Below are 22,383 nucleotides of genomic sequence, written 5' to 3'. Positions count from 1 at the left end.
TCGCAAAACAGACAAACATGTACAAGTCGTAAACGATGGAGCTTGCAAACCTATTCATCCTCCTTATATTTAATTCCTGCTTTTTGCCGGATGGTGTCCAGCATTTCCATTAGTAATAGACTGTCGGCATGCGTCATTACGGGACTTTCGGTTAAGCCTTGTTGCAGACATTCACATACATGCCTTGCTTCGTGCTGATAGCCGTGACCCGGTTCTTTTTCCACCTGAATGATCTCGAGGCTATCGGGAAGACCACTATAATATTCTAATATAGTATCAGGCGAGTAAAAACGATGTGTGAGCCGGATGCGGCCTTTGGTACCGCAGATCTCTACTTCGGTGGGCATGTTGGCAGCAAAAGAAGAAAACAGTTGCGCCATAGCGCCATTGTTGTAGCGGAATAATACTGCGCATTGTTCATCTACGCCGGTGTGTGCAGGTGTCATCCAGGCATCTATGTGGTTTGGTTTTCCCAATATACTCAATGCCATAAACACATTGTAAATACCAATGTCCAGCAGTGAGCCGCCGGCCAATGCCGGATGGAACATGCGGGCAGGCACCGGCTCCTGCGGCCGAAAGCCAAAGTTGATTTGCAATGCTTTAACTTCTCCTAATAAACCATCGTGCAAGATGCTTTGCAGCTTTTGATATTGCGGTAAAAACTTGGTCCAAACGGCTTCCATGAGAAACAACTTTCTCTCTATCGCCAGGTTAATCATTTCCCTTGCCTGGCGGCTGTTTACGGCAAAGGCTTTCTCGCACAATACGGCTTTATTGTGCTGCAGGCAAAGCAGGGTATTTTGGTAATGCTCGCTGTGTGGCGTAGCTATGTAAATAACATCTACATATTCATTTTGCACTAAGGCTTCGTAGCTGCCATGTGTATATAAAACAGGGAAGTCTTTGGCAAATGCATTGGCATTGTCAATGCTGCGGCTGCCTACGGCAATGAGCTCGGCATCATCTACCAATTGGAGGTCGAGGGCAAATTTGCGGGCAATGCGTCCGCAGCCTAAGATGCCCCAGCGTATTTTTTGTTGCATAATGAGCGAAGATACATGGAAGAAGGTACAAGAAGAAAGCGGCAGGAGGTAAAGAAACAAGTTGCAAGAGGGCAGGCGACGAGAGGTGGACAGAAAAATATGGCCCGCGGATTTATTTGCAGGAAAAAAGAAGAGCCCATAACAATACTAACAGGAATTTAAACCTTGTTCGCGTTTAGAAAAGAATAATGATTTTGCAAGTATTTGCTGGTGAAAAGCTTGTTCGTGCGGGCACAGGTGTTAAAATGAGTGATGGCGCTTGTAGCGCCACAGGCTACACCAAATGTCTCATTGCAGCACTGCAGCTCGTTCTATAAAATGAAAAATGCCTGCATTGTTGTGCAGGCATTGGATAGCTTTTAAAAATTTACCTCAAAAATTTTTAAAGGATACTATTTCTTCTCGACAGCATAGGCCTTTTGGAAAGGTTCTGAGTTTTGCGGCTTTTTTGAATGTTCCACAAATCAGCTGCACTGAAAGTTCTATTGTGAGTAGCAAGGTTTGCTACGGTTTCTTTTACTTCAGTAGTCAGGTTTATCAGTTCTGCTGCGCCCATATTAATAATGGTACGTTTTGAATTGTTGTTCATACAATTTACATTTTAATGTTAACTAATAACACACAGCAAGCGCGTTAAATGCAATTGTTGAAAATCAAATCTCTGCAGAAGATTGATTAGGGTTGTTATCGAGTTACCGCGGTTTAACTTGTTTCAAGTTCCTTTTGAATTGCAATGCAAATGTACAATCGTTTGCACAAACTACCAAATAATAGCTGTTTAAACGGTTAAACAACCACCTTGAGCGGTTAATGTGTTCAGTAAATGGTACGATAAATGATTATAAGAATGTAACCTATAAATATATTTTAATGAGGATAGCTTTTCATGGCGCAGCGCGCACTGTTACCGGCTCTAAACACTTAATTACCCTACAAAATGACACTCAATTGCTGCTGGATTGCGGCATGTTTCAGGGATTGAGCGATGAACTGACCGATAGCCTGAACAGCAGTTTTGGCTTTGAAGCGGATAAAGTGAGTTATTTATTGCTTTCCCATGCGCACATAGACCATTCGGGGCTGATTCCAAAACTGGTAAAAGAAGGTTTTAAAGGAAAAATTATCTGCACCGCCGCTACACGCGACCTGGCAATGCTGCTGCTCCAGGATTCGGCTGACATACAAAGAAGTGAAAACCAGCAGCATCGTACACAACGTGGAAAGCAGGACGAAGTATTGGAGCCATTATATACCATGGAAGATGTGTCTAAAACTGCCGAACTGTTCGAAGTTATCTGTTTTGAAGAATGGGTACAATTGCAAGAAGGGGTAGAAGTATATTATACCAACACCGGACATATCATTGGCAGTGCGGCAATCACCATTCGCGTTACGGAAGAAGGGCAAACCAAAACGCTGCACTTTAGCGGCGATGTGGGCAGGTATAGAGATGTGTTGTTATGTCCGCCACAACCTTTTCCGAAGGCCGACTTTATTATTATTGAAAGTACCTATGGTAATAGTCTGCATGAAAATCAGTTTAGTACTACCGACCAACTGATGAAATGGATAAAACATACGTGTGTGGAAAAACAGGGTAAGTTGATTATTCCTGCCTTCAGTGTAGGGCGCACGCAGGAATTACTATATTTTTTAAACCAGCTAAGTTTAGAAAAGCGGCTGCCCGAAATTCCGGTAATTGTGGATAGTCCCTTAAGCTACGAAACGACGCAAGTGGTAAAAAAATATCCTGCGCTGTTCAATGAGCGCTTGCAAAAAGTATTGGAGATAGACGATGATCCGTTTAGTTTTCCGGGCATGCGTTTTACCCGGCACGTGGAAGAAAGTATGCAGTTGGAGCATTTTCATGATCCCTGTATTATTATTGCGGCCAGTGGTATGGCTGATGCGGGACGCATACGGCATCATATAAAAAACAATGTGGAGTTTGAACGTAATACCATTTTGTTGGTAGGCTATTGCAGTCCTTCTTCGCTGGGCGGACAGTTGATACACGGTGATAAACAGGTAAAAATAAACGGGCAGGAGTACAATGTACATGCTGAGATAGGCGTGATGCGCAGTATGAGTGCGCATGGTGATGCCGATGACCTTGCTCGTTATTTATCGTGCCAGGAAGCTGCGTCGGTTACAACTGTATTTTTGGTGCATGGCGAATATGACGTACAGCAGGACTTTCAGAAGAAATTAATGCTGAAAGGATATGAGCAGGTGCTTATTCCGGAAATGCACGCAGTATGCGGTTTAAATGAGATAGTTGCAGAAACTGCATAGATAAATGCAAAAAAATTTGCAGGATAAGTATTTGACGGTTACTTTTGCACTCCCAAAACAAAAACGGAGCGTTGGTCAAGGGGTTAAGACACCTCCCTTTCACGGAGGAATCACGGGTTCGATTCCCGTACGCTCTACCAAGGAAAAGGTTTTAAGTTGCAAAGTCCCGGTCTGATAAAGGCTGGGATTTTTTGTTGCGCACAGCTGAAATGTAGATTTTATAGGATTTTGTACAAAATGGTAACGGAATAGCTTATGCAGGTAGCCCTTTATTGAACAGTAGGAATCGTGCAGAATACTTCACAGAAAAAAATGCCAAAATAATGTTGATCAATACATGGTAATAAAGTAAAGTATTTATCCTTACTTCAATCTTTTATCTACTGCTAAAGGCTTCACCTCCACTACTTTTACCAAATCATAATAGTTTGGGAAAAGCGGATTCAGGACATAATTATAACTATCCTGCATCACTGCCGAACGAACTTTTATTCCTACAAATTTCTTTTCCATTAATATCTTATCACCCATTTCTTTTAGAAGAATATTTTCGGGTATGCGCCAGTTCGCAGGCAGGCTATCATCTGGTATAGAAAAGACAGGAGCATTATCTGCTACTGCAATAGTCATAATAAACATATCCGGCGGCAGCTCGCTTTCATCCACATGTACCAACACTTCCAGCATGGCGAGTGCACTGTGTTCGCTGGTATATAATGCGTAAACGCCTTCGCTGTTCCAGCGTCCGCCCTCATTATAAGCACCCGTTCCGGTAAGATCAGCAGTACGTTTTTCCGATTTTACAATCCTGTAAACCAACATGGATAAAATATTACACTAATTCAGATGAGTAGTATATTATATAGGCCTTAACCTCCCTGCTTGTCGCTCATAGGAGATCATCTAATTGAAATTGGTACTAAGTATAAACGCCTTCTTCAATTCTGCCAAGTAATTTATTCACCATTTTAATGCCCGTAGGCGTATTGAGCAAATCAAAAGGCTTTTTACCCTGTAATGCCCTGTTTTCTTTTTGCAACCAGCGACTGAATTTATCCATGTCTTCAAAAACTGCTAAGCCTTTTGCAACGGTGTTGGCAATTTCTATAGATAAAGAAGAAGAGAGGCTATCCAGTGTATCGGTTTTCTTTTTTCGCCCCAGCGTTTTGTACGATACATTCAGCAGTGTTGCCATATCTTTCATGGGTACATCAATTACTTCGGCAAGGTTGTGTACTGCTTGTTTGGGAATGCCTTTGTTGGTAGCAGTAATATAATCAAGAATGGTGGTAGGTACGGCGGACATAAATTGCTTGCCGCCTAATATAGCCCACGCCAGCGCATTGATGGAAGCACCTTTTGTGAGATAACTTTTTAACGTAACTGCAATAGCGGGTGCCTGCGCATTAGATATTTTATTTCTAATTATTGATGCCATAATAGACATTTTACCCAAAGGTAGGGGAAAAATGTCTATTCTAAAAAAGGCGATTGATGCCGGTACTTAAAAAAGAAATAAGCATCACGGAAGTGACAAATAGAGTAATATAAAATTATGCCGGTTAAACTTTCTTGCATACTATTCTATGCAGTTACTTATTTCGTAATTATTCAACTTTGTAAAAACAATTATAGCAAATGAATGTTATTAATCAAATAACCTTTTCACCGGAAGAACTTTCCCGTTATAGCCGCCATATTGCTTTACCGCAATTTGGTGTGGCAGCGCAGCAAAAGCTGAAAGCAGCCAATGTGCTGGTGGTAGGTTGTGGCGGCTTAGGCAGTCCATTACTGCTGTATTTGGCTGCGGCTGGCGTGGGCAGTATTGGTTTGGTAGATTTTGATAGGGTAGATGAAAGTAATTTACAGCGGCAGGTATTGTTTGATATACATGATATTGGTGAAGAAAAAGCAGTGGCAGCGCAGCATAAGATCAAAGCATTAAATCCACACATAAATACAAGGGTTTATGCCGAACGGCTTACTGCTGCCAACGCAATGAACATTATTAAAGAGTATGATGTAGTAGCCGATGGTACCGATAATTTTACAACACGTTATCTTGTAAATGATGCCTGTGTATTGCTGAACAAGCCTTATGTATATGCTGCTATTCACCAGTTTGAAGGTCAGGTTTCCTTATTCAATTGTGTAAATAATGATGGTGAAACAGGACCCAATTACCGCGACCTTTTTCCTCTGCCACCTGCCCCCGAGGCGGTGCCGAATTGTGGAGAAGCAGGCGTGCTGGGCGTATTGCCCGGCATCATTGGCAGTATGCAGGCATTGGAAGTTATTAAAGTGATAACAGGTATTGGTGAAACGCTGAGTGGACGTCTTTTTATTTTTGATACACTCTATTTTCAAACCAATATTTTTAAAATAAAACGTAATGCTGATAATCCTTTAAATGGCACACATCCAACTATTACCCAACTCATAGATTGTGAGCCATTTTGTAATGCTGCTGCGAAATCAATTAAAGAAATTACACCACAACAATTAAAAGATTGGCAACAGCACGAAGCAATACAACTCATTGATGTGCGCGAACCGTATGAATACGAGATTGTAAATATGGGTGCGCAACTCATTCCCTTAAATACTATAACAAACAATATTGCTACAATTGACCGCACCAAAAAAGTAGTGTTGCATTGCAAAAGTGGCAGCCGTAGCCTGCAAGCCATTCAACTGTTGGAAAAAGAATTTGGCTTTACTAATTTATACAATTTACAAGGCGGCATTCTGCAATACATTGATGAAATGGCGCCGCATCTTACCAAATACTAATTTTTAGCTAAGGTGCTCTCCCCTACACATTCGTGTATTACATTCGTAGTGCATCATGAAGCGCGCAACAGTTATTGTTTGTTTAGTTATATTCGCTATTACCGGTATTCATTTTATCAATGCCGGTAGTCGTGCTACATCTATCCCTTTTGAAGTACCACAAGGCTGGCCAAAACCGGTGTACGATTTCAGCCAAAACCCTGTAACCAAAGAAGGCTTTGAACTGGGCAGAAAACTGTTTTATGATGGCAGGTTGAGCAAAGACGGCAACTTCCCTTGTGCGAGCTGTCACCAGCAGTTTGGGGCATTTGCCACTTACGATCATTCGCTAAGTCATGGCTTCAACAATTCGTTTACTACCCGCAATGCATCCCCTTTATTTAATCTTGCCTGGCAAAAAGAATTTATGTACGATGGCGGCGTAAACCATTTGGATGTACAACCATTAGTACCCATTACTTCGCCCAACGAAATGCACGAAGTGATAGATAGCGTATTAATAAAATTGCGTGCAGATACAGCATATAAACGCCTGTTTAAAGCGGCTTTTGGCAGCGACCTCATCAACACACAACGGCTTACCAAAGCGTTGAGCCAGTTTTTGGTAATGATTGTAAGCAATAACAGTTTGTATGATAAAGTGAAAAGGGGAGAAGCTACATTCACTTTATCACAACGGTTAGGCTACGATATTTTCAAACAAAAATGTGCAGCCTGCCATACCGAGCCATTGTTTACCGATTTCAGCTATCGTAATGCAGGATTGCCGGTAGATAGTTTTTTGAATGATAGTGGGCGAATGCGCATTACCCGTTTAGCAAGTGATTCCCTGAAGTTTAAAGTGCCAAGTTTACGCAATGTGATGGTAACTTTTCCTTATGGGCACGATGGCAGGTTTTATAGTGTGTTGGACGTAATGAACCACTATCGCAACGGTATAGTGAATAGTTCAACTACCGATTCATTGATAAAAAATATGAAGCTCTCCAATTACGAAATAGGTCAGCTAACTGCTTTTTTATATACCCTTACCGATAGCACATTACTTACTGATTTGCGCTTTGCACCACCCGGCCTGAATAAAGCTGCATTGCCGCCGCTACAGGATATTCATAAACAATAAGTGCCTGTTTTTCATGCTTTTTGCTAGTTCTTTTCTTTTTAGTAAACACTTCCTATTTTGAGATAATAAATTCTTAAGCATAAGGCTAAAATACTGTGCAGTTTTTAATAATAATAAAGTTGATTTTAATATGTAGGTATGTAAAGCCACTCTATTTTTGTACCGTTAATGCAACAGCAACAATCCGGTTTTAAAATCCAATATCAAATCACAAATCCAATGTCATCATTCCAACAGGCACTCAAAAATCCAAAAACATTATTCAGCAAAAAATGGCTATTTCTTTAACCCGGAGATAGCCGCTTTGCAAGCCATGCAATGCACATCATCAGGCATTTACTTTTATACCTGAATTGCTACTGTATTGTTTTGTTTGCAAGGAAAAATAGGCTGAAAACTTATATAATGCGGCAGCAGTAATGCTTTTTTTTGTAAGCCGCTCCGCATTAGCCAGCTGTTGGATTTTGGGTAAGAGCTGTCTCTCTTTCGTGAGGGGCGGCTTTCTTGTTTTTATGAGCCCGCAAAGGCACAAAGAGCACGGGGGAACATAAACAAATTTATAGGATAAAAGTATTTTTTGTGTAACCTTGTCTTTGCCGGCAGGCAGGTTCTTTACTTTGTGTATTCGGGGTTCAATAAATATCTGTGCTATCTGTGAGAAATCCTACTCCGCCGCTTGTTTTTCCTCTACTGCTATCAAATCAGTCAATTCTACATTCATGGGCAACAAACCAATCTGTACAATAGCGCGGCGACCACGTATTTCCTTTACTTCCCCGACCTGGTGATTTTTTTTCATCTTCACCTTCATGCCAGCCTTTATTTCCTCGTCTGTTTCTTTGTATTTTTTATCTGCTTTTTTAGCCAGCTTATTATTTACATGTTGCTCATTCTTTTTAAAGAGGAGATTTTGTACCTGCTTCATCACCTCTTCCTTATTTTCTGCCTTACGCCATTCCAGCACAATCTGCTTGAGCTTGCGTTCGGTTTCTTTCATGTTGGCAATGCGTTCTTCGGTAATGCGGTTTTGCTGGTTTAAAATTTCTACCTGCTGGCGGTGGCGTTCTTTATCCATTACCACTTCCATTTCTTTTTTCAGGCGTTCATTTTCTTTCAGCAGGCGGCTTAGTTCTTTCTTTTCTTTATCTATGTGCTGTAAATCCTGTTCGGTTCTGTTTAATAATTTATCTAAACGAAAATGGTCTTCATCCACCAGTTTTTTAGCACGATTAATTAATGGCTGCGGCAAGCCAATGCGTTGTGCAATAGAAAACGTGTAACTGCTGCCGGGTTTGCCTACAATCAGCTTATACATCGGGCGAAGATTCACTTCATCAAAAGCCATGGCACCGTTTACAATACCTTGCGTATGGTTTGCCATTACTTTGAGGTTGAGATAATGCGTAGTTACAATGCCAATCGAATGTCTTCGTGCCAGTTCTTCCAATATCACTTCGGCAAAAGCACCACCTAAGTTGGGATCGCTACCGCTGCCCAATTCATCTATAAAAAATAAGGTTTTGCCATTGGCATTTTCTATAAAATGCTTCATGTGCAGCAGGTGCGAAGAATAAGTACTTAATTCAAACTCCAGGCTTTGCGTATCGCCAATATGGATAAACAATTGCTTGAAAATACCCATTTGCGAAGTAGGATGTACCGGCACCAGCAAACCACTTTGCAGCATCAGTTGATTCAAACCGATGGTTTTCATCGTTACGGTTTTACCGCCTGCATTCGGCCCGCTGATGATGAGAATGCGTTGCTTATCGTCCAATGTAATATCTACCGGAATGGTAAGTTTCCCCGATTTATTATTATATAAATACAACAGCGGGTGATATGCTTCTTTCAACTCCACATGTGCTTTGTCCAGCACATTAGGAAAGTTGCCATTTACATCTATTGCCAGCCTTGCTTTAGCACGTATAAAATCGTACTCGCCGGCAATTTCAAAATAGGTTTGCAAAAGCGCAGCATAGATAGAAAGCCGGTTGGTCAACTCACGCAAAATGCGCAGCACTTCTTTGCGCTCGTCATTCTCTAACGAAAAAATATCGTTATTAAGTTCTATTGTTTCTTCCGGCTCTATAAAAGCGGTTTTGCGGCTGTCACTTTCGCCATGTAAAATGCCCTTCACCTGCCGCTTATACTCGCTGAATACTGCCACTACGCGCCGCCCATTGCTAAAGCTTTCATCAATATCGGCAGTATAGCCTTGCTTGGCAAGCCGCGCTATTACGCGCTCAAATACACGGCGCTGCTCATTGCGCTTGCGGTACAAGCTCATGCGTATGCGTTGTAAATTTTCTGAGGCATTATCCTTTACATTACCACCTTCATCCAGCACTTCATCTATGAGTACGGCAATGGCTTTTTCGTAATAAGTGTTTTCAATTACTTTGGTCAATGCCGGATAAGCCAAGCGCCGTTCTGCATCAAACCAGCGGAAAATACTGCCAATGTTTTCTGCCAGCCTGCGCAGATTTATAAATTGCTCGCCGGTGAGCATACTGCCCGTAATGCCCAGCAGCTTTATATCGCGCTGAATATTCAGTGTAAAATCGTTGGGAAAATACATGCTGTGCATTTCTACCAGCTTGTATTCATGGCTTTGCTGCAGCTCCAGCTCTATATAATTTTTATGCGTGTGAATACGCAGGTTCTCCGCCTTGTTTTTAGCAAAGTCTGTTTTGCAGTGAGCTGCCAGCAGACTTTTCACTTTATCAAATTCCAGTTGTACAACTGCCGATTCGGGGTATATCTTCATTAGTCTTACTTACAATCAATTTAAGCCTGCGAAGTTCGTAAATATTTATTTGTGGTGCAATTTGTGTAGGCAATATAATGTTGTGATTTAGCTAAGAATTTCACCGTTATTTAAATGTTTTTAAAGGAAATTTTAATGCTTTTTAATTTAGTAAACAACAAAATACATATTAAATTTGCATCACATCCAATATCACATGAAATACATTATGCCATCCGAAAGGATAAAGCTTATTTTTAGCTTTAATCTTGCCCATACTACGTTACAGGCTTACAGCAATTTCTCTGATTTTATTTTACGCAAAAGTTTACGGTTTTATACCTCCGGTGCCCAAAACAGTGCTTTGGTGTTGAACTGATTTTTGCTTTAATAATAAAAAAGAGTTTTCCGCCTATGCCGGTGTGTTCTTCACCACACGTGTTGGGAAGAAAAGTTAAAACAGTTGCATTGAGGTGTCAGATACTGCTAAAGTGTTGTCGGACACCTCATTGTCTTTTAACTGATAAGTAAAAGAATATAGTTCCTAGCATTTCTTCCCAACACCTCTGAGGTATTCTTCGCCAGCAAAAACTTGCAGGTTATCGTGTTAATGAAGAGCATTCAGCACGGGTTAAAATCTGGAGTAGGATGCAGCATCCAAACTCCCCTTAAGAAGTAGGGCTTTTACTTAAAAATCACCGTTCCAAACTGTTTAGTGATTGCTTCCTGCATCATCTTTAGTTCTTTATGCACTTTGATGAGTTGCATCTGCTCTTCCAGCGATTTGCTTTCTTCCATATCGCGCTGGTTTTGCTCAAACATGTGCTTCAGTTTGCGCAGCTTGAAGTAGTGAATGCTTTTAAATACATCTTCGTGGCTATCCACCATGCCAATATTTTTTTTATCACTTTTTTCATTCCAGCGCATACTCAATTCAAACGGAAACATGGTAATTCCAACAATCAGCTCGCGTATCTCAGCATCTTCATGATAGAGCAACGTTTTAGCACTGGGTTCTAAGCCTTGCTGATACTGCCTTTCGTAAATATTATACAGTTTTTCCAGCGTTGGATTTTCAAAAGCATAGCCTTCCAGTTCGTCAAAGATATATTGTGCCATGGTGCGCTGCTCATCCCAGAGTTGCAAGCCATATTCCAGTAGCACGCGCAATACATCACGTTCCTGCAGGTCATCGCCATTAATTATTAAATCTATATTTTCCTGCACCAACGCAGCAGGAATTGCAGACGGTTCTACCGCTTCGAAAGGCAGCTTCTTTTCTTCTTTGGCAATGCGCTCGCGCTTGTATTTATTTACCAGTGTTATCAGCCCGCTTTCATCAATCCGCAGCAGTTGCGCGCATTGCCTGATGTACTCCTGCTGTTTGGTAAAATCTTCCGCTTTATTTATCCTGCTTAGCGTTTCGGCAACCTGATTAACAGCTTCATTCTTTTTATTTACATCATTACCAGCCTCGCGCAACAACACTTCCAGCTGAAATAAAACAAAATCTTTTTTGTTGCCGGCAATAAACTCGCGAAAGGCAGCCGCACCAATTTTCTTTACATAACTATCGGGGTCTTCCTTATCCGGTATCAATACCAGCTTTACATTCAGACTTTCTTCCAGCGCCATATCCAGCCCGCGCAGTGCCGCTTTCACGCCTGCCGCATCACCATCATAAATTATCGTAAGATTATTAGTGTATTTTTTTACAAGTCGTAGTTGTTCTGTGGTTAACGATGTACCACCACTGGCAACCACGTTTTCTATGCCTGCCTGGTGCAAACTGATTACATCGGTATAGCCTTCTACCAGCAGGCATTCATCCAGCCTGTCAATCATTTGGCGGGCAAAATAAGCGCCGTATAAAATGCGGCTTTTTACATACAATTCGTTCTCCGGCGTGTTGATGTATTTAGGGGCCTTTTCGGGTGCTTTGCCAATTACACGTGCACCAAAACCAATGATTTTTCCGGTATTGTTGTGTATGGGAAAGATAATGCGGTTGCGGTAGTTATCCTGCAGCGCTTCGTTGCGGGTAGTAACTAATCCGGTCTTAAGCAGTAGTTCTGCACTAAACTGATGTTGCAAAGCTGCTTTTGCAAACGTGTCTTTTGCTGAAGGATTATAGCCTAAGCTAAATTTTTCTATTACCTCTTTATTAAAACCTCTTTCTTCCTGCAAATAGGTAAGTGCAAATGCTTGTCCTTCTTCGGTTTCAAAAAGCTGTTGGGTAAAAAACTTTTGGGCGAAACCGTTGACGATATACAGACTGTCGGTAGCCAATTGCTGCTGACGTTGGGCATCGCTCACCTCTGTTTCTTCTATCTCTACATTGTAGCGGGCAGCCAGCCAGCGCAGCGCTTCTACATAACTATATTTCTCATGCTCCATCAAAAAGGTGATGGTATTGCCGCTTTTGCCGCAGCCAAAACATTTATAAATTTCTTTGGCTGGCGAAACAGTAAAGGAGGGCGTTTTCTCATTGTGAAACGGGCAAAGTCCAAGATAATTGGTGCCACGTTTCTTGAGCTTTACAAACTCGCCCACCACATCAATAATGTCAATGCGGCTGGTAATTTGCTGTATAGTTTGCGGCGTAATCATATGTGTGAAGCGAATTACAAATTTAGCAGGCATTCTCATTTGTTGTGTATCTTTCAATCTGAGATTTGAATAGGTTAATAAAATCAGAAGGCACGGGTAACATGTGCAGATATGCATTAATAACTTAGTAAAGGAAAATTTGAAAAAATGATATTGAATTTCCGAAAAGTTGCGTCATTTAGTAATTGAAACTTGTGCCGGAATGATAAATATCACAAGTCTTGTTATTTATTAATAATACAGCTACAGATAACACACAACGTACATGCAGGTAGATAAAACAACGGTTAATGACCTTTCTATATTTAATGCAGATGAAACGCTTTCGGTTTTTCACAGACTGGATTTTACAACTACTGTTGGTGGTAAAGATTGGCTGAGGATACTGCTGGCAAAGCCGTATGATAATTTAAAACAGATTGAGGATGTACAGCAAATGTTGCAAAGCCTGCTGCCTTTGTTAGACAATTTTCCAACTACTATCTCCAATGGCACCATCATGGTGATAGAACGTTTTTATGAAACGCCGCTCGACGAAATGCCTGCCCATGCAAATACGGTGAATAGCATTTCATATAAAATTTTTCACTCCGCCGATTTCTCGCTTACACGCTATTCTGTTGAGCATTTTATTAACTTTTTTAAGGGTTTGAACAGCGTTGCAGAATTGTGCGCCAATGCAGGCTCTTCCATCCTTATAAATATGAGCACCCGTATTGCTTCGCTCATTGCCAAGCCGGTGGTGCGGCAAATGGTTGCATGGGATAAAACAAAAAAACTGCCTTACCCGTTGATACTGCATTTTGGCAATTTTATGCGCCGCCAATACAAACCGGAAGCGTTGGAACTGGTGAATATTTACACTAAGCTGGATGCCTATTGCAGCATGGCTAAAGCTTGCAAGCAATATCACTTTTGTATTCCAAGATTTAAAGAAAGCAGCCAGCCTTGTATGCAGGCGGTGCAGTTATATCATCCATTGCTCACCACGCCGGTAGCGTATGATGTTCAGCTTACACCACAGCAGAATTTCTTGTTTATGACTGGTGCCAATATGGCTGGCAAAAGCACGTTTATCAAAGCTATCGGCGTATCGGTTTACCTCGCACATGTGGGCATGGGTGTGCCTGCGCAAAGTATGCAGTTATCCTTGTTTGATGGCTTGCTGAGTAATATTCAGGTAGTAGATAATATTGTGCAGGGCGAAAGTTATTTCTTTAATGAAGTGCAGCGCATCCGCAAAACCATACAGCAAATAAGTGATGGCAGAAAATGGCTGATATTGATTGATGAATTGTTTAAAGGTACCAATGTGCAGGATGCGATGAAGTGCAGCACGGTAGTGATAGAAGGCTTGCGTAAAATGCACAACGCGCTGTTTATTTTATCCACGCATTTGTATGAAATTGGACATACATTAAAGCAATATGATAATATTCAATTCCGCTATTTTGAAACAGAGGTAAAGGATGATCAGTTGCTGTTTAGTTATCATTTAAAAGAAGGTATCAGCAACGATAGATTGGGCTATTTGATATTGAAACGCGAAGGCGTAGTGGATATGCTGAACAAAATTCCTGATACGTTGCCGGAGGTGGAGAAGGGCGTGTGAGAATTTTGCTGAGGTAAATATTGTTGGATGATTATTGCAGTATATAGCTGTGCAGAAGTGTTTGACTTTATACTTTTTATGCAGCGGTGGAGACTCGCAGGAATATAAAAAATACAAAATCTCCAGATTTTATAGAGGTTTGCAACGTTTGCACCTTACACGCTGGTAGCATTCTAAACCCTGCCAGCATTAAACGCAGCTTATCTTTGCGCAACTTTACCTCTATGAATCACCACCAGTCAACAGCCATCATCATCGGCGCAGGCATTGCAGGTATTGCAAGTGCCATACGGCTTGCAGTACAGGGCTTTGCAGTAAAGGTGTTTGAGAAAAACAGTTATGCCGGCGGTAAAATAAATTCCTTTGAAAAAGAAGGCTATTGCTTTGATGGCGGACCAAGCTTGTTTACACAGCCGCAATTAATAGAAGAATTATTTGCACTGGCAGGCGAGCCAATACAACACTACTTTAATTATAAGCCGGTGCCCATAGCGTGTACGTATTTTTATGAAGATGGGGTAGTGATAAAAGGTTATACCAATGCAGATAAGCTGGCGGAGGAACTCTATAATAAGGTAGGTGAAGATAAAACTGCTGTAAAAAGATACTTACAACGTTCAAAGCAATTATACGAAACTACAGGCAGCATTTTTCTGAATTATTCACTGCATAAGATGAGTACTTTATGGAAAGCACCTGTTGCAAAAGCATTGATGAATACAAAGCCTGTTCATTTGTTTGCATCTCTTAATGCGTTTAATCAATACAGCTTTAAACAAGCACATACGATACAGTTGTTCAATCGTTATGCTACTTACAATGGCAGCAATCCCTACCAGGCACCGGGTATGTTAAGCGTTATACCGCATTTAGAATACAACGAAGGTGTGTTTTATCCAAAAGGCGGGATGATAAGCATAGCCAATGCACTATACCGGTTAGCTGTAAAAAAAGGAGTACAATTTTATTTTAATATGCCGGTAGAGCAGATCATTCATAAAGCAAATAAAGTAACAGGCGTAATGGCTAATAATGAAAAATACCTTGCTGATATAGTAGTAAGCAATATGGATGTATATTTTACTTACAAAAGGCTCCTCCGTAATGAGCAAAAAGCAGCGCACATTTTACGGCAGGAGCGTAGCAGCAGTGCTTTTATTTTCTATTGGGGTATTAATAAAACATTTCCTCAATTAGGCTTGCACAATATTTTCTTCAGTAAAAATTACAAAGAAGAATTTGACCATATTTTTAAGCTGAAGCAACTGTATAATGACCCTACGGTGTACATCAACATCACGAGTAAATGCGAGCCGGACCTACAAGCACCGCCGGACAAAGAAAACTGGTTTGTAATGGTGAATGCACCCGCGAATGTTGGTCAGTATGAATCTGCCATGCAGCAACAATTAAAGAAGCATATTCTCTCTAAATTAAGTAGCTTGTTGCAAACAGCTATTGAGCCGCTGATAGAAGTAGAAGCAACATTAAATCCGGTGATGATTGAAGAGCATACTGCTTCGTATATGGGCGCTTTATATGGCACCAGTTCCAACAGCAGGATGGCTGCTTTTCTACGTCATCCTAATTTTAGTAACCAACTAAAAGGCTTGTACTTTGTTGGTGGCAGCGTGCATCCCGGCGGCGGCATACCTTTATGCCTGCGTAGTGCAAAAATTATGAGTGAAATGGTAAAGAACGATAAAAGGGGTTGGAAGTATGCACACTAAAAGATTGTTTACACTACAGCACATTGCATTATTCGTTGTTTTGCTGTTTCATGTAAGTGGTGCTATTGGTATTTTATATACGCCATACAAAGATTGGTTTGTACAAAATACGCCTTTAAACCTCCTGATTATGGCAGTGTTGCTCATTATTACACAATTGCAAAAGAACATTTCTTTCTTTTTGTTTTTTGCTACTGCATGTATAACAGGATTTGTTGTTGAATTAATAGGTGTTGGTACCGGCCATTTATTTGGCAATTATCAATACGGCAAAGTGTTGGGCATACAATATGATGGTGTACCTCTTTTAATAGGTATAAACTGGTTTATCATTATGTATTGCACCGGCATTATTTCGCAAAGCCTGCAAAGCTGGAGCACCAAACAATTAGCGGTTATGCAGGCGGAAGTAAAACCATCTGTACAATTTATTTCGTTTATAACAGATGGTGCTTTGCTGGCTACTCTTTTCGATTTTGTAATGGAGCCGGTAGCCGTAAGGCTCGGCTACTGGCAATGGCTGGGTAATGGCGATATTCCGCTTTACAATTATACCTGCTGGTTTGTTATCAGTATGTTGTTATTAGCAATATTCAAATTATTACCTTTTGAAAAAAACAATCCGTTGGCAGTACATTTGTTCATCATACAACTATTATTTTTTTTATTGCTGAGAACTTTTTTATGATGTGGCTGTTGTATATATCTATTGTGCTGGCAACCTTCTTTTTAATGGAAGGCGCTACTTGGCTGATACATAAATATGTGATGCACGGTTTCCTGTGGTACCTGCACGAAGACCACCATAAAAAGTATCCGGGCTTTTTTGAAAAAAACGATGCTTTCTTTTTCATCTTTGCTATCCCAAGCTGGCTATGCATTATGTTGGGTATGCAGTCCGCACATTATTGGGTGGTGTGTATTGGTGTTGGCCTGGCATTGTATGGTGCAGCTTACTTTTTAGTACACGATATTATTATTCATCAGCGGTTTAAATGGTTTACACACAGCAATAATCGCTATGTAAAAGTAATTCGCTGGGCGCACAAAATGCACCACAAACACATCAATAAAGAGCATGGCGAAAGTTTTGGTTTTTTGTTCGTGGCAAGAAAATATTGGGATAAAGTAAAGCGGGACGAAGGAATACGGAAGAATAGCCATAAAGACACCAGGGCAAAATGAATTGAAGACTTGTGATTTAGTGCGCAGAATTTATCTTTATCCAAAACTGACGCCTTAAACTATTTCCCTTACAGCCATTGCATTCTTTTTCATCTGCTTTTTAAAATTTTGTCTCTTACTGCCTTTGTGGCTATATCAATTCAAGCTTTTTATATGCTGTCTTCTTAGACAATTCAATCATATCGCCTGGCTGCATTGTTCCTAATTCTATATGCACTATTCTTTGCCTTATCAATCGTAAGGTGGGGAAGCCGGCCTTTGCAGTCATTTTTCTTACCTGTCGGTTCTTGCCTTCCCGCAAAATCAGTTCTATCCAGGGGGCTGGAATCTCTTTTCTGAAGCGTACCGGCGGGTTGCGTTCAGGCACTGATAAATCATTACCCAAAAGCCTGGCTGTGCAGGGTTTCGTTTTATACATTTTGCCATCAATATTTATCTCAACGCCTTGCTGTAGCTGTTGTATAGCTTGTTCTGTAATCGTGCCATCTACCTGCACCCAATAGGCTCTTTCGTGTTCAAAAGCAGGATTTAACAACCGATGATTTAAAGCGGAATCATTGGTTAAAATCAGCAATCCTTCACTATCGTAATCCAATCTTCCAACAGCATATACATCCTTAGGAACATGGAAGAAATCAGCCAATGTTTGCTGCCCCTGTTGCGAAGTGAATTGCGATAAAACAAGGTATGGTTTGTAGATGATAAAGTAGCGTTTCATACCAATAAAAATCCCGCAGCGAGTGCGGGATTTACTATATAGATGGGTTAGTAAGTACCGGGAATAAAATTCCCAACACAATATTAAATATACTTTTCACCAATGCAAAAAAAAATCGCATATTTTTTATACACAAATTTTAAAACAGTATGTGCATTACGATGATCCTTTTGCATGAGAGATGCCCCGGCAAGTATGCCCCGCAATTTAGTGGCAGGCTGAAGTTCTTTGCTGGTAAGGCTTTCAGGGTATTGCAAGCCGCATTGCATATGCTGTAAGTGTAATACATACAATGTTGTTGTAAAAAATAATTTTTGCAAAGCGCTTCTTATGCATGGCTGCTATCTTTGGTGTAAGTAAAATAAAAAGCGAATGAGATTTCCTGCACCCGTAACAGTACAATGGCTTGCCGGTTTGATACATGCAGAAGTAGTTGGCGATGAAACCGCGCTGGCAACCGGCATCAATGAGATACACAAAGTAGAAAAAGGCGATGTGGTGTTTGTTGACCATCCTAAATATTATGATGCCTGCCTGCAAAGTGCAGCTACGCATATCATCATCAACACCAAAGATGTTTTACTGCCCGAAGGCAAAACATTGCTGGTAACAACACAACCTTTTGAAGCATATTTAACCCTCGTCAATCACTTCCGCCCATTTACACCGGCAACAAAATCCATCAGCGATTCTGCTGTCATTGGAGAAGGAACGGTGGTTATGCCGAATGTGTTTATCGGTAAAGACGTAAAGATTGGAAACAACTGTATTATTCATGCAAATGTTACAATTAACGATTACACCGAAATTGGCAATAATGTAGTGATACAAGCTGGAACAGTTATAGGCAGTGATGCGTTTTATTATAATACCAAAAAAAGCCGCGAAGTGTGGTACAAACGCATGCAAAGTTGTGGTAATGTAGTAATAGAAGATGATGTGGAAATTGGCGCAGGCTGTACCATTGACCGCGGCGTTACTGCATCCACGCGCATTGGCAAAGGCACTAAAATGGATAACATGGTGCATATCGGTCACGACAGCAACATTGGTGAGAACTGTTTGTTTGCTGCACAGGTGGGCATTGCCGGCGCTGTGGAGATAGAAGATGGCGTGGTACTATGGGGGCAAGTAGGTGTAAGTAAAACGCTTACCATTGGTGCCAATGCAATAGTGCTGGCGCAAAGTGGTGTACCTTCTTCCCTGCAAGGTGGCAAAACTTATTTTGGTACTCCGGTAGAAGATGCAATGACGAAGAAAAAAGAATTGGTATGGGTAAAACGCATACCTGAGATGTGGGAGAAACTGAAGAAAATGTAGAAGAAGCCCTAACCTCTAAAAGGGAGTTTTTAATCGTGAAGACACGAAAGTGCTAACAGTCTCGAGGGAATACAAAAGGTTCCGAATTTTTTAAAATTCGGAACCTTTTGTAGTTCAATAAATGTCTAAGAACTTTTGTGATCCTCTATGTTTTTTGTGTCTTTGTGGTTCAAAAAATCACTTGCCATGCTTGCTGCTCATATAAAAGGTAAGCTCACCACCATTCATGATTTCGTTATGTGTAATGTATCTTCTGTTGAGTGGTTTGCCGTTTAATAACACCTTTTGTACATACACATTTCTATCATTTTGGTTAAGAGCTTTTATAGTAAAAATATTGCCATTTTCAAGCGTTAAAGTAGCGGCATCTATAGCCGGACTTCCTAACCAATATTGGTCTGATGCCGGTGCAATAGGATAGAAGCCCAGCGTACTGAAAATGTACCATGCACTCATTTGCCCTGCATCATCGTTGCCACCCAAACCATCCGGTGTGTTTTTGTATTGCATAGGCAATATCTGGCGCACACGTGCCTGCGCTTTCCAAGGCTCATCCGTAAAATTGTACAGGTAAACAATGTGATGCGAAGGCTCGTTACCATGCACATAATTGCCAATAATGCCATCGCGGGTAATATCTTCTGTTTCGGCAAAATATTTATCGGGCAGCTCCATAGTAAATAGCGAATCCAGATGCGCGGTAAACTTTTTTTTGCCGCCCATCATGGCTATTAAAGTATCAGGTGCTTGTGGTACATACAAGCTATAATTCCATGCATTACCTTCTATAAAGCCTTCATCAATGGTGCGCATAGGATCAAACTCTTTTCTGAATTGTCTGTCACTCATCTTGGGTCGCATAAAACCAATAGAAGCATCCCATACATTTTTATAATTTTCCGAACGCTTTAGATATGCTTCATACACATCATTTCTGCCCAGTTTTTTAGCGGCTTGTGCTATACACCAGTCATCATACGCATATTCCAATGTTTTGGATACAGAGGAACCACTTTTGTCTTCGGGCACATAACCGTTATCTATATAATAACCAATACCTTCATAGCTGCGGTGATTGGAAGTTGCGATGCAGGCATCCAACGCTTTGTTTTCATCAAAGGGTGCATTGCCTTTTACAATTGCATCGCACACCACCGACACAGCATGATAGCCCGTCATGCACCAGTTTTCGTTGGCAGAATTGCTCCATACCGGTAGCATGTGCTCGGCACTTTGGTTGTAATGTGCCAGCATACTTTGCACCATATCGGCATTGCGTTTTGGCTGAATAATATTGAACAACGGATGCAATGCACGATAGGTATCCCAGAGCGAGAAAGTAGTGTAATTTGTAAAACCTTTTGCTGTGTGAATGTTTTGATCTAAACCTTTGTACGTGCTATCATTATCCATATAAATAGTTGGACTAATGAAAGCATGATACATCGCTGTATAAAAATTTTGCTTTTCTGCAGAACTGTTTGTAGTGATAATAATTTTACTTAATTCATTTTGCCACATTGCTTGACCTTGCCTTTTTACTGCATCAAAATCCCATGTTGGCGTTTCTGTGCGTAGATTAGCCAAAGCATTTGTTGTGCTTACCGGAGATAATGCAAATTTTATTTTTATCTTTTCGCCTTCCTCTGTTTTAAAATCAAAATACGCACGTATTTGCCTGCCAGCTATTTCAGGAAAATTATAACTCTGGTCCCACTTGCCCCAGAAGCCGCGATAGACTGTTTTCTTTGAGTAATTTGTATTGTCGTATTGGTAAAAAGGTTTAGAGAAAGTCATAGCAAAATATACCGTGCGTGTTCTTGCCCAGCCCGAAGTAACCCGGTAACCTGTTATTAAGGTGTCATTTTCCACACGCAGATAAGTCCACACATTTTTCTCATCATAGTTGTAAATACCGTGCATCAAATCGAGTATAATGTGCGCACTATCGCTTTTAGGAAAGGTATATTGATGAAAGCCTACGCGCGTGGTAGCCGTCAACTCTGCAAGAATATTATAGCTATCCAATTTTACTTTATAGTAATCCGCTGCTGCTACTTCATTTGCATGAGAAAAAAGCGAGCGATAACCACTTGCCGGATCTGCCTCGGTGCCTGGATTTAATTTTAAAGCGCCAACAGTTGGCATGATCAAAAAGTCTCCTAAATCGCTATGCCCTGTACCACTGAAATGCGTATGACTAAAGCCTACAATAGTAGAATCGTCGTATTGGTAGCCTGCACAATATTTATATACATCCGGGTTGTATTTGCCATTCATCTCATAAGGAATAGTATCTGTGTCGGGGCTTAATTGTACCATACCAAAAGGCACTGTAGCGCCGGGGTAGGTATGTCCCATGCGCTGTGTGCCAATGATTGGCTTTACATACTGTACAAGATTTTCAGCAGTTTTGTTTTGCGCAGCACATAGCAATACAGTGCTGCAGGTAAGCGTTGAGAGCAAACTTTTTTTCAACATGTAACTTTATTTACGTTCAGCAATTTTTATAAATCGCTAAAGTAAAGCAGCTATTGGATAACGGTGGAAATAAAATAGGAGCGTAAGCATTAACAGGCACTATTTTAAGACAGTGCAAACATTTAAATAGATCAAGCAAAGCAGTAATCAGTTTACTACTTTATCGGCGCAGCAACTGCTGGCAAAAGCTTCCGGTTTGGCTTTAAAAGCGAAGCCCATACCTAAGATGTAGCCCATTGCTTCTTTCAGCGCATCGTTGCTTTTAAATTGCGGATTAGTGTTGATGTCGGCATGAACCTCCATTTCTACACCATACTGAATAAATAAATCGCACAATTCATAAGCAATCTCAATACTCCTTGCAACTTCTACCAGCATCCGTTCTTTGATGTGGTATTTTTGCAACGTTTTATCGTTATGAATGTACATAAAGCCGCCATTGTGTTCGCGCAAAAAAACAATGACAGTTGCAAATTCTGTTTCTTCACCCTTTACCTGGCTATCGGTGCCAATACATACTTTTAGGCGTACTCCCTTTGCATGTTCTTTTTTTATAGCCTCTTCCACTGCCTCTTTTATCGGCAGGTTGATGCGATCACCATTAAATTTTCTCCAGCGCATATAATGTAGTTTAAATGAAAATTACGCAGTATTATAGATATCCTGTTTATTGTAGTGATAAAATATTATAAACATTTGGTGGATAAAAAGATGAATGATG

General features: G+C 40.8%; 18 protein-coding genes and 1 tRNA gene. 10 read left to right on the top strand and 9 right to left on the bottom strand.

Going from position 1 to position 22,383, the window contains the following annotated elements:
- Positions 1-50: 50 nt before the first annotated feature.
- Both FC093_RS04360 and FC093_RS04355 read right to left on the bottom strand, forming a co-directional pair.
- Positions 51-1,046 carry a Gfo/Idh/MocA family protein gene (locus FC093_RS04360; RefSeq protein ID WP_137260530.1) on the bottom strand — a complete coding sequence of 332 codons (996 nt, stop codon included), beginning with the start codon at positions 1,044-1,046 and terminating at the stop codon, positions 51-53.
- 382 nt (positions 1,047-1,428) lie between these two features.
- Positions 1,429-1,635 carry a hypothetical protein gene (locus FC093_RS04355; protein ID WP_137260529.1) on the bottom strand — a complete coding sequence of 69 codons (207 nt, stop codon included), beginning with the start codon at positions 1,633-1,635 and terminating at the stop codon, positions 1,429-1,431.
- A gap of 281 nt (positions 1,636-1,916) precedes the next feature.
- On the opposite strand from FC093_RS04355, the gene FC093_RS04350 reads away from it, so the two are divergent.
- Both FC093_RS04350 and FC093_RS04345 read left to right on the top strand, forming a co-directional pair.
- The gene (locus tag FC093_RS04350; RefSeq protein WP_137260528.1) at positions 1,917-3,341 is read left to right on the top strand and encodes an MBL fold metallo-hydrolase RNA specificity domain-containing protein; all 1,425 of its coding nucleotides are present in this window, start codon (positions 1,917-1,919) and stop codon (positions 3,339-3,341) included.
- 65 nt (positions 3,342-3,406) lie between these two features.
- Positions 3,407-3,481, top strand: a tRNA-Glu gene (locus FC093_RS04345).
- Between the two features lie 223 nt (positions 3,482-3,704).
- Here the strand turns inward: FC093_RS04345 and FC093_RS04340 are convergent.
- Positions 3,705-4,163 carry an RES family NAD+ phosphorylase gene (locus FC093_RS04340; protein WP_137260527.1) on the bottom strand — a complete coding sequence of 153 codons (459 nt, stop codon included), beginning with the start codon at positions 4,161-4,163 and terminating at the stop codon, positions 3,705-3,707.
- Positions 4,164-4,260: 97 nt separating this feature from the next.
- Positions 4,261-4,779 carry a type II RES/Xre toxin-antitoxin system antitoxin gene (gene parS / locus FC093_RS04335; protein ID WP_170970990.1) on the bottom strand — a complete coding sequence of 173 codons (519 nt, stop codon included), beginning with the start codon at positions 4,777-4,779 and terminating at the stop codon, positions 4,261-4,263.
- A gap of 200 nt (positions 4,780-4,979) precedes the next feature.
- Between parS and moeB the strand changes: the two genes are divergently transcribed.
- The gene (gene moeB / locus FC093_RS04330; RefSeq protein WP_170970989.1) at positions 4,980-6,134 is read left to right on the top strand and encodes a molybdopterin-synthase adenylyltransferase MoeB; all 1,155 of its coding nucleotides are present in this window, start codon (positions 4,980-4,982) and stop codon (positions 6,132-6,134) included.
- A 55-nt stretch (positions 6,135-6,189) separates the two neighbouring features.
- On the top strand, positions 6,190-7,257 hold the full coding sequence (locus FC093_RS04325) for a cytochrome-c peroxidase (RefSeq protein ID WP_137260525.1): 1,068 nt from the start codon (positions 6,190-6,192) through the stop codon (positions 7,255-7,257).
- 664 nt (positions 7,258-7,921) lie between these two features.
- On the opposite strand, the gene FC093_RS04320 is transcribed toward FC093_RS04325, so the two are convergent.
- Entirely contained in the window at positions 7,922-10,027 is a 2,106-nt protein-coding gene (locus tag FC093_RS04320; RefSeq protein WP_137260524.1) for an endonuclease MutS2, read from the bottom strand.
- Positions 10,028-10,223: 196 nt separating this feature from the next.
- Between FC093_RS04320 and FC093_RS23675 the strand changes: the two genes are divergently transcribed.
- Positions 10,224-10,385: a hypothetical protein gene (locus tag FC093_RS23675; protein ID WP_170970988.1), complete on the top strand. Its 162-nt coding sequence runs from the start codon at positions 10,224-10,226 to the stop codon at positions 10,383-10,385.
- A gap of 305 nt (positions 10,386-10,690) precedes the next feature.
- On the opposite strand, the gene dnaG is transcribed toward FC093_RS23675, so the two are convergent.
- Complete coding sequence (gene dnaG, locus FC093_RS04315) at positions 10,691-12,649, bottom strand: DNA primase (protein WP_240743177.1); 1,959 nt, start codon at positions 12,647-12,649, stop codon at positions 10,691-10,693.
- 232 nt (positions 12,650-12,881) lie between these two features.
- Between dnaG and FC093_RS04310 the strand changes: the two genes are divergently transcribed.
- From FC093_RS04310 to FC093_RS04295, 4 genes are all read left to right on the top strand, one after another.
- Entirely contained in the window at positions 12,882-14,228 is a 1,347-nt protein-coding gene (locus tag FC093_RS04310) for a MutS-related protein (protein WP_137260523.1), read from the top strand.
- 224 nt (positions 14,229-14,452) lie between these two features.
- A complete protein-coding gene (gene crtD, locus FC093_RS04305; RefSeq protein ID WP_137260522.1) occupies positions 14,453-15,958 on the top strand; it encodes a 1-hydroxycarotenoid 3,4-desaturase CrtD in 1,506 nt (501 codons plus the stop codon).
- Entirely contained in the window at positions 15,948-16,646 is a 699-nt protein-coding gene (locus FC093_RS04300) for a carotenoid biosynthesis protein (RefSeq protein WP_137260521.1), read from the top strand. The genes crtD and FC093_RS04300 overlap by 11 nt, the downstream gene beginning before the upstream one ends.
- Positions 16,643-17,143, top strand: a complete 501-nt coding sequence (locus FC093_RS04295; protein WP_137260520.1) for a sterol desaturase family protein — start codon at positions 16,643-16,645, stop codon at positions 17,141-17,143. The genes FC093_RS04300 and FC093_RS04295 overlap by 4 nt, the downstream gene beginning before the upstream one ends.
- A 130-nt stretch (positions 17,144-17,273) precedes the next feature.
- Here FC093_RS04295 and FC093_RS04290 read toward each other — a convergent pair whose 3' ends face one another.
- On the bottom strand, positions 17,274-17,861 hold the full coding sequence (locus FC093_RS04290) for a pseudouridine synthase (RefSeq protein WP_137260519.1): 588 nt from the start codon (positions 17,859-17,861) through the stop codon (positions 17,274-17,276).
- Positions 17,862-18,233: 372 nt separating this feature from the next.
- On the opposite strand from FC093_RS04290, the gene FC093_RS04285 reads away from it, so the two are divergent.
- Positions 18,234-19,181: a UDP-3-O-(3-hydroxymyristoyl)glucosamine N-acyltransferase gene (locus FC093_RS04285; protein WP_137260518.1), complete on the top strand. Its 948-nt coding sequence runs from the start codon at positions 18,234-18,236 to the stop codon at positions 19,179-19,181.
- A 177-nt stretch (positions 19,182-19,358) separates the two neighbouring features.
- On the opposite strand, the gene FC093_RS04280 is transcribed toward FC093_RS04285, so the two are convergent.
- Together FC093_RS04280 and FC093_RS04275 are read right to left on the bottom strand one after the other, a co-directional pair.
- A complete protein-coding gene (locus FC093_RS04280; RefSeq protein ID WP_137260517.1) occupies positions 19,359-21,662 on the bottom strand; it encodes a GH92 family glycosyl hydrolase in 2,304 nt (767 codons plus the stop codon).
- A gap of 147 nt (positions 21,663-21,809) precedes the next feature.
- Positions 21,810-22,283 (bottom strand): ribonuclease H-like YkuK family protein, encoded by a 474-nt coding sequence (locus FC093_RS04275; RefSeq protein ID WP_137260516.1) that lies wholly within the window; start codon positions 22,281-22,283, stop codon positions 21,810-21,812.
- Between the last annotated feature and the right edge of the window lie 100 nt (positions 22,284-22,383).

Source organism: Ilyomonas limi, from assembly GCF_005233845.1.
Taxonomy (GTDB): Bacteria; Bacteroidota; Bacteroidia; order Chitinophagales; family Chitinophagaceae; genus Ilyomonas; species Ilyomonas limi.
Note: the sequence above shows the minus strand (reverse complement) of the source record. Positions and strands in the feature narration are given on the sequence as shown.

Excerpts from the sequence above, each read along its gene's own strand:
- FC093_RS04280 (WP_137260517.1), bottom strand. The coding sequence starts at position 21,662 with ATGTTGAAAAAAAGTTTGCTCTCAACGCTTACCTGCAGCACTGTATTG.
- moeB (WP_170970989.1), top strand. The coding sequence starts at position 4,980 with ATGAATGTTATTAATCAAATAACCTTTTCACCGGAAGAACTTTCCCGT.
- FC093_RS23675 (WP_170970988.1), top strand. The coding sequence starts at position 10,224 with ATGAAATACATTATGCCATCCGAAAGGATAAAGCTTATTTTTAGCTTT.
- dnaG (WP_240743177.1), bottom strand. The coding sequence starts at position 12,649 with ATGCCTGCTAAATTTGTAATTCGCTTCACACATATGATTACGCCGCAA.
- FC093_RS04320 (WP_137260524.1), bottom strand. The coding sequence starts at position 10,027 with ATGAAGATATACCCCGAATCGGCAGTTGTACAACTGGAATTTGATAAA.
- FC093_RS04290 (WP_137260519.1), bottom strand. The coding sequence starts at position 17,861 with ATGAAACGCTACTTTATCATCTACAAACCATACCTTGTTTTATCGCAA.
- FC093_RS04285 (WP_137260518.1), top strand. The coding sequence starts at position 18,234 with ATGAGATTTCCTGCACCCGTAACAGTACAATGGCTTGCCGGTTTGATA.
- FC093_RS04275 (WP_137260516.1), bottom strand. The coding sequence starts at position 22,283 with ATGCGCTGGAGAAAATTTAATGGTGATCGCATCAACCTGCCGATAAAA.
- FC093_RS04295 (WP_137260520.1), top strand. The coding sequence starts at position 16,643 with ATGATGTGGCTGTTGTATATATCTATTGTGCTGGCAACCTTCTTTTTA.
- FC093_RS04300 (WP_137260521.1), top strand. The coding sequence starts at position 15,948 with ATGCACACTAAAAGATTGTTTACACTACAGCACATTGCATTATTCGTT.
- FC093_RS04340 (WP_137260527.1), bottom strand. The coding sequence starts at position 4,163 with ATGTTGGTTTACAGGATTGTAAAATCGGAAAAACGTACTGCTGATCTT.
- FC093_RS04310 (WP_137260523.1), top strand. The coding sequence starts at position 12,882 with ATGCAGGTAGATAAAACAACGGTTAATGACCTTTCTATATTTAATGCA.
- FC093_RS04350 (WP_137260528.1), top strand. The coding sequence starts at position 1,917 with ATGAGGATAGCTTTTCATGGCGCAGCGCGCACTGTTACCGGCTCTAAA.
- crtD (WP_137260522.1), top strand. The coding sequence starts at position 14,453 with ATGAATCACCACCAGTCAACAGCCATCATCATCGGCGCAGGCATTGCA.
- FC093_RS04325 (WP_137260525.1), top strand. The coding sequence starts at position 6,190 with ATGAAGCGCGCAACAGTTATTGTTTGTTTAGTTATATTCGCTATTACC.
- FC093_RS04360 (WP_137260530.1), bottom strand. The coding sequence starts at position 1,046 with ATGCAACAAAAAATACGCTGGGGCATCTTAGGCTGCGGACGCATTGCC.
- parS (WP_170970990.1), bottom strand. The coding sequence starts at position 4,779 with ATGGCATCAATAATTAGAAATAAAATATCTAATGCGCAGGCACCCGCT.
- FC093_RS04355 (WP_137260529.1), bottom strand. The coding sequence starts at position 1,635 with ATGAACAACAATTCAAAACGTACCATTATTAATATGGGCGCAGCAGAA.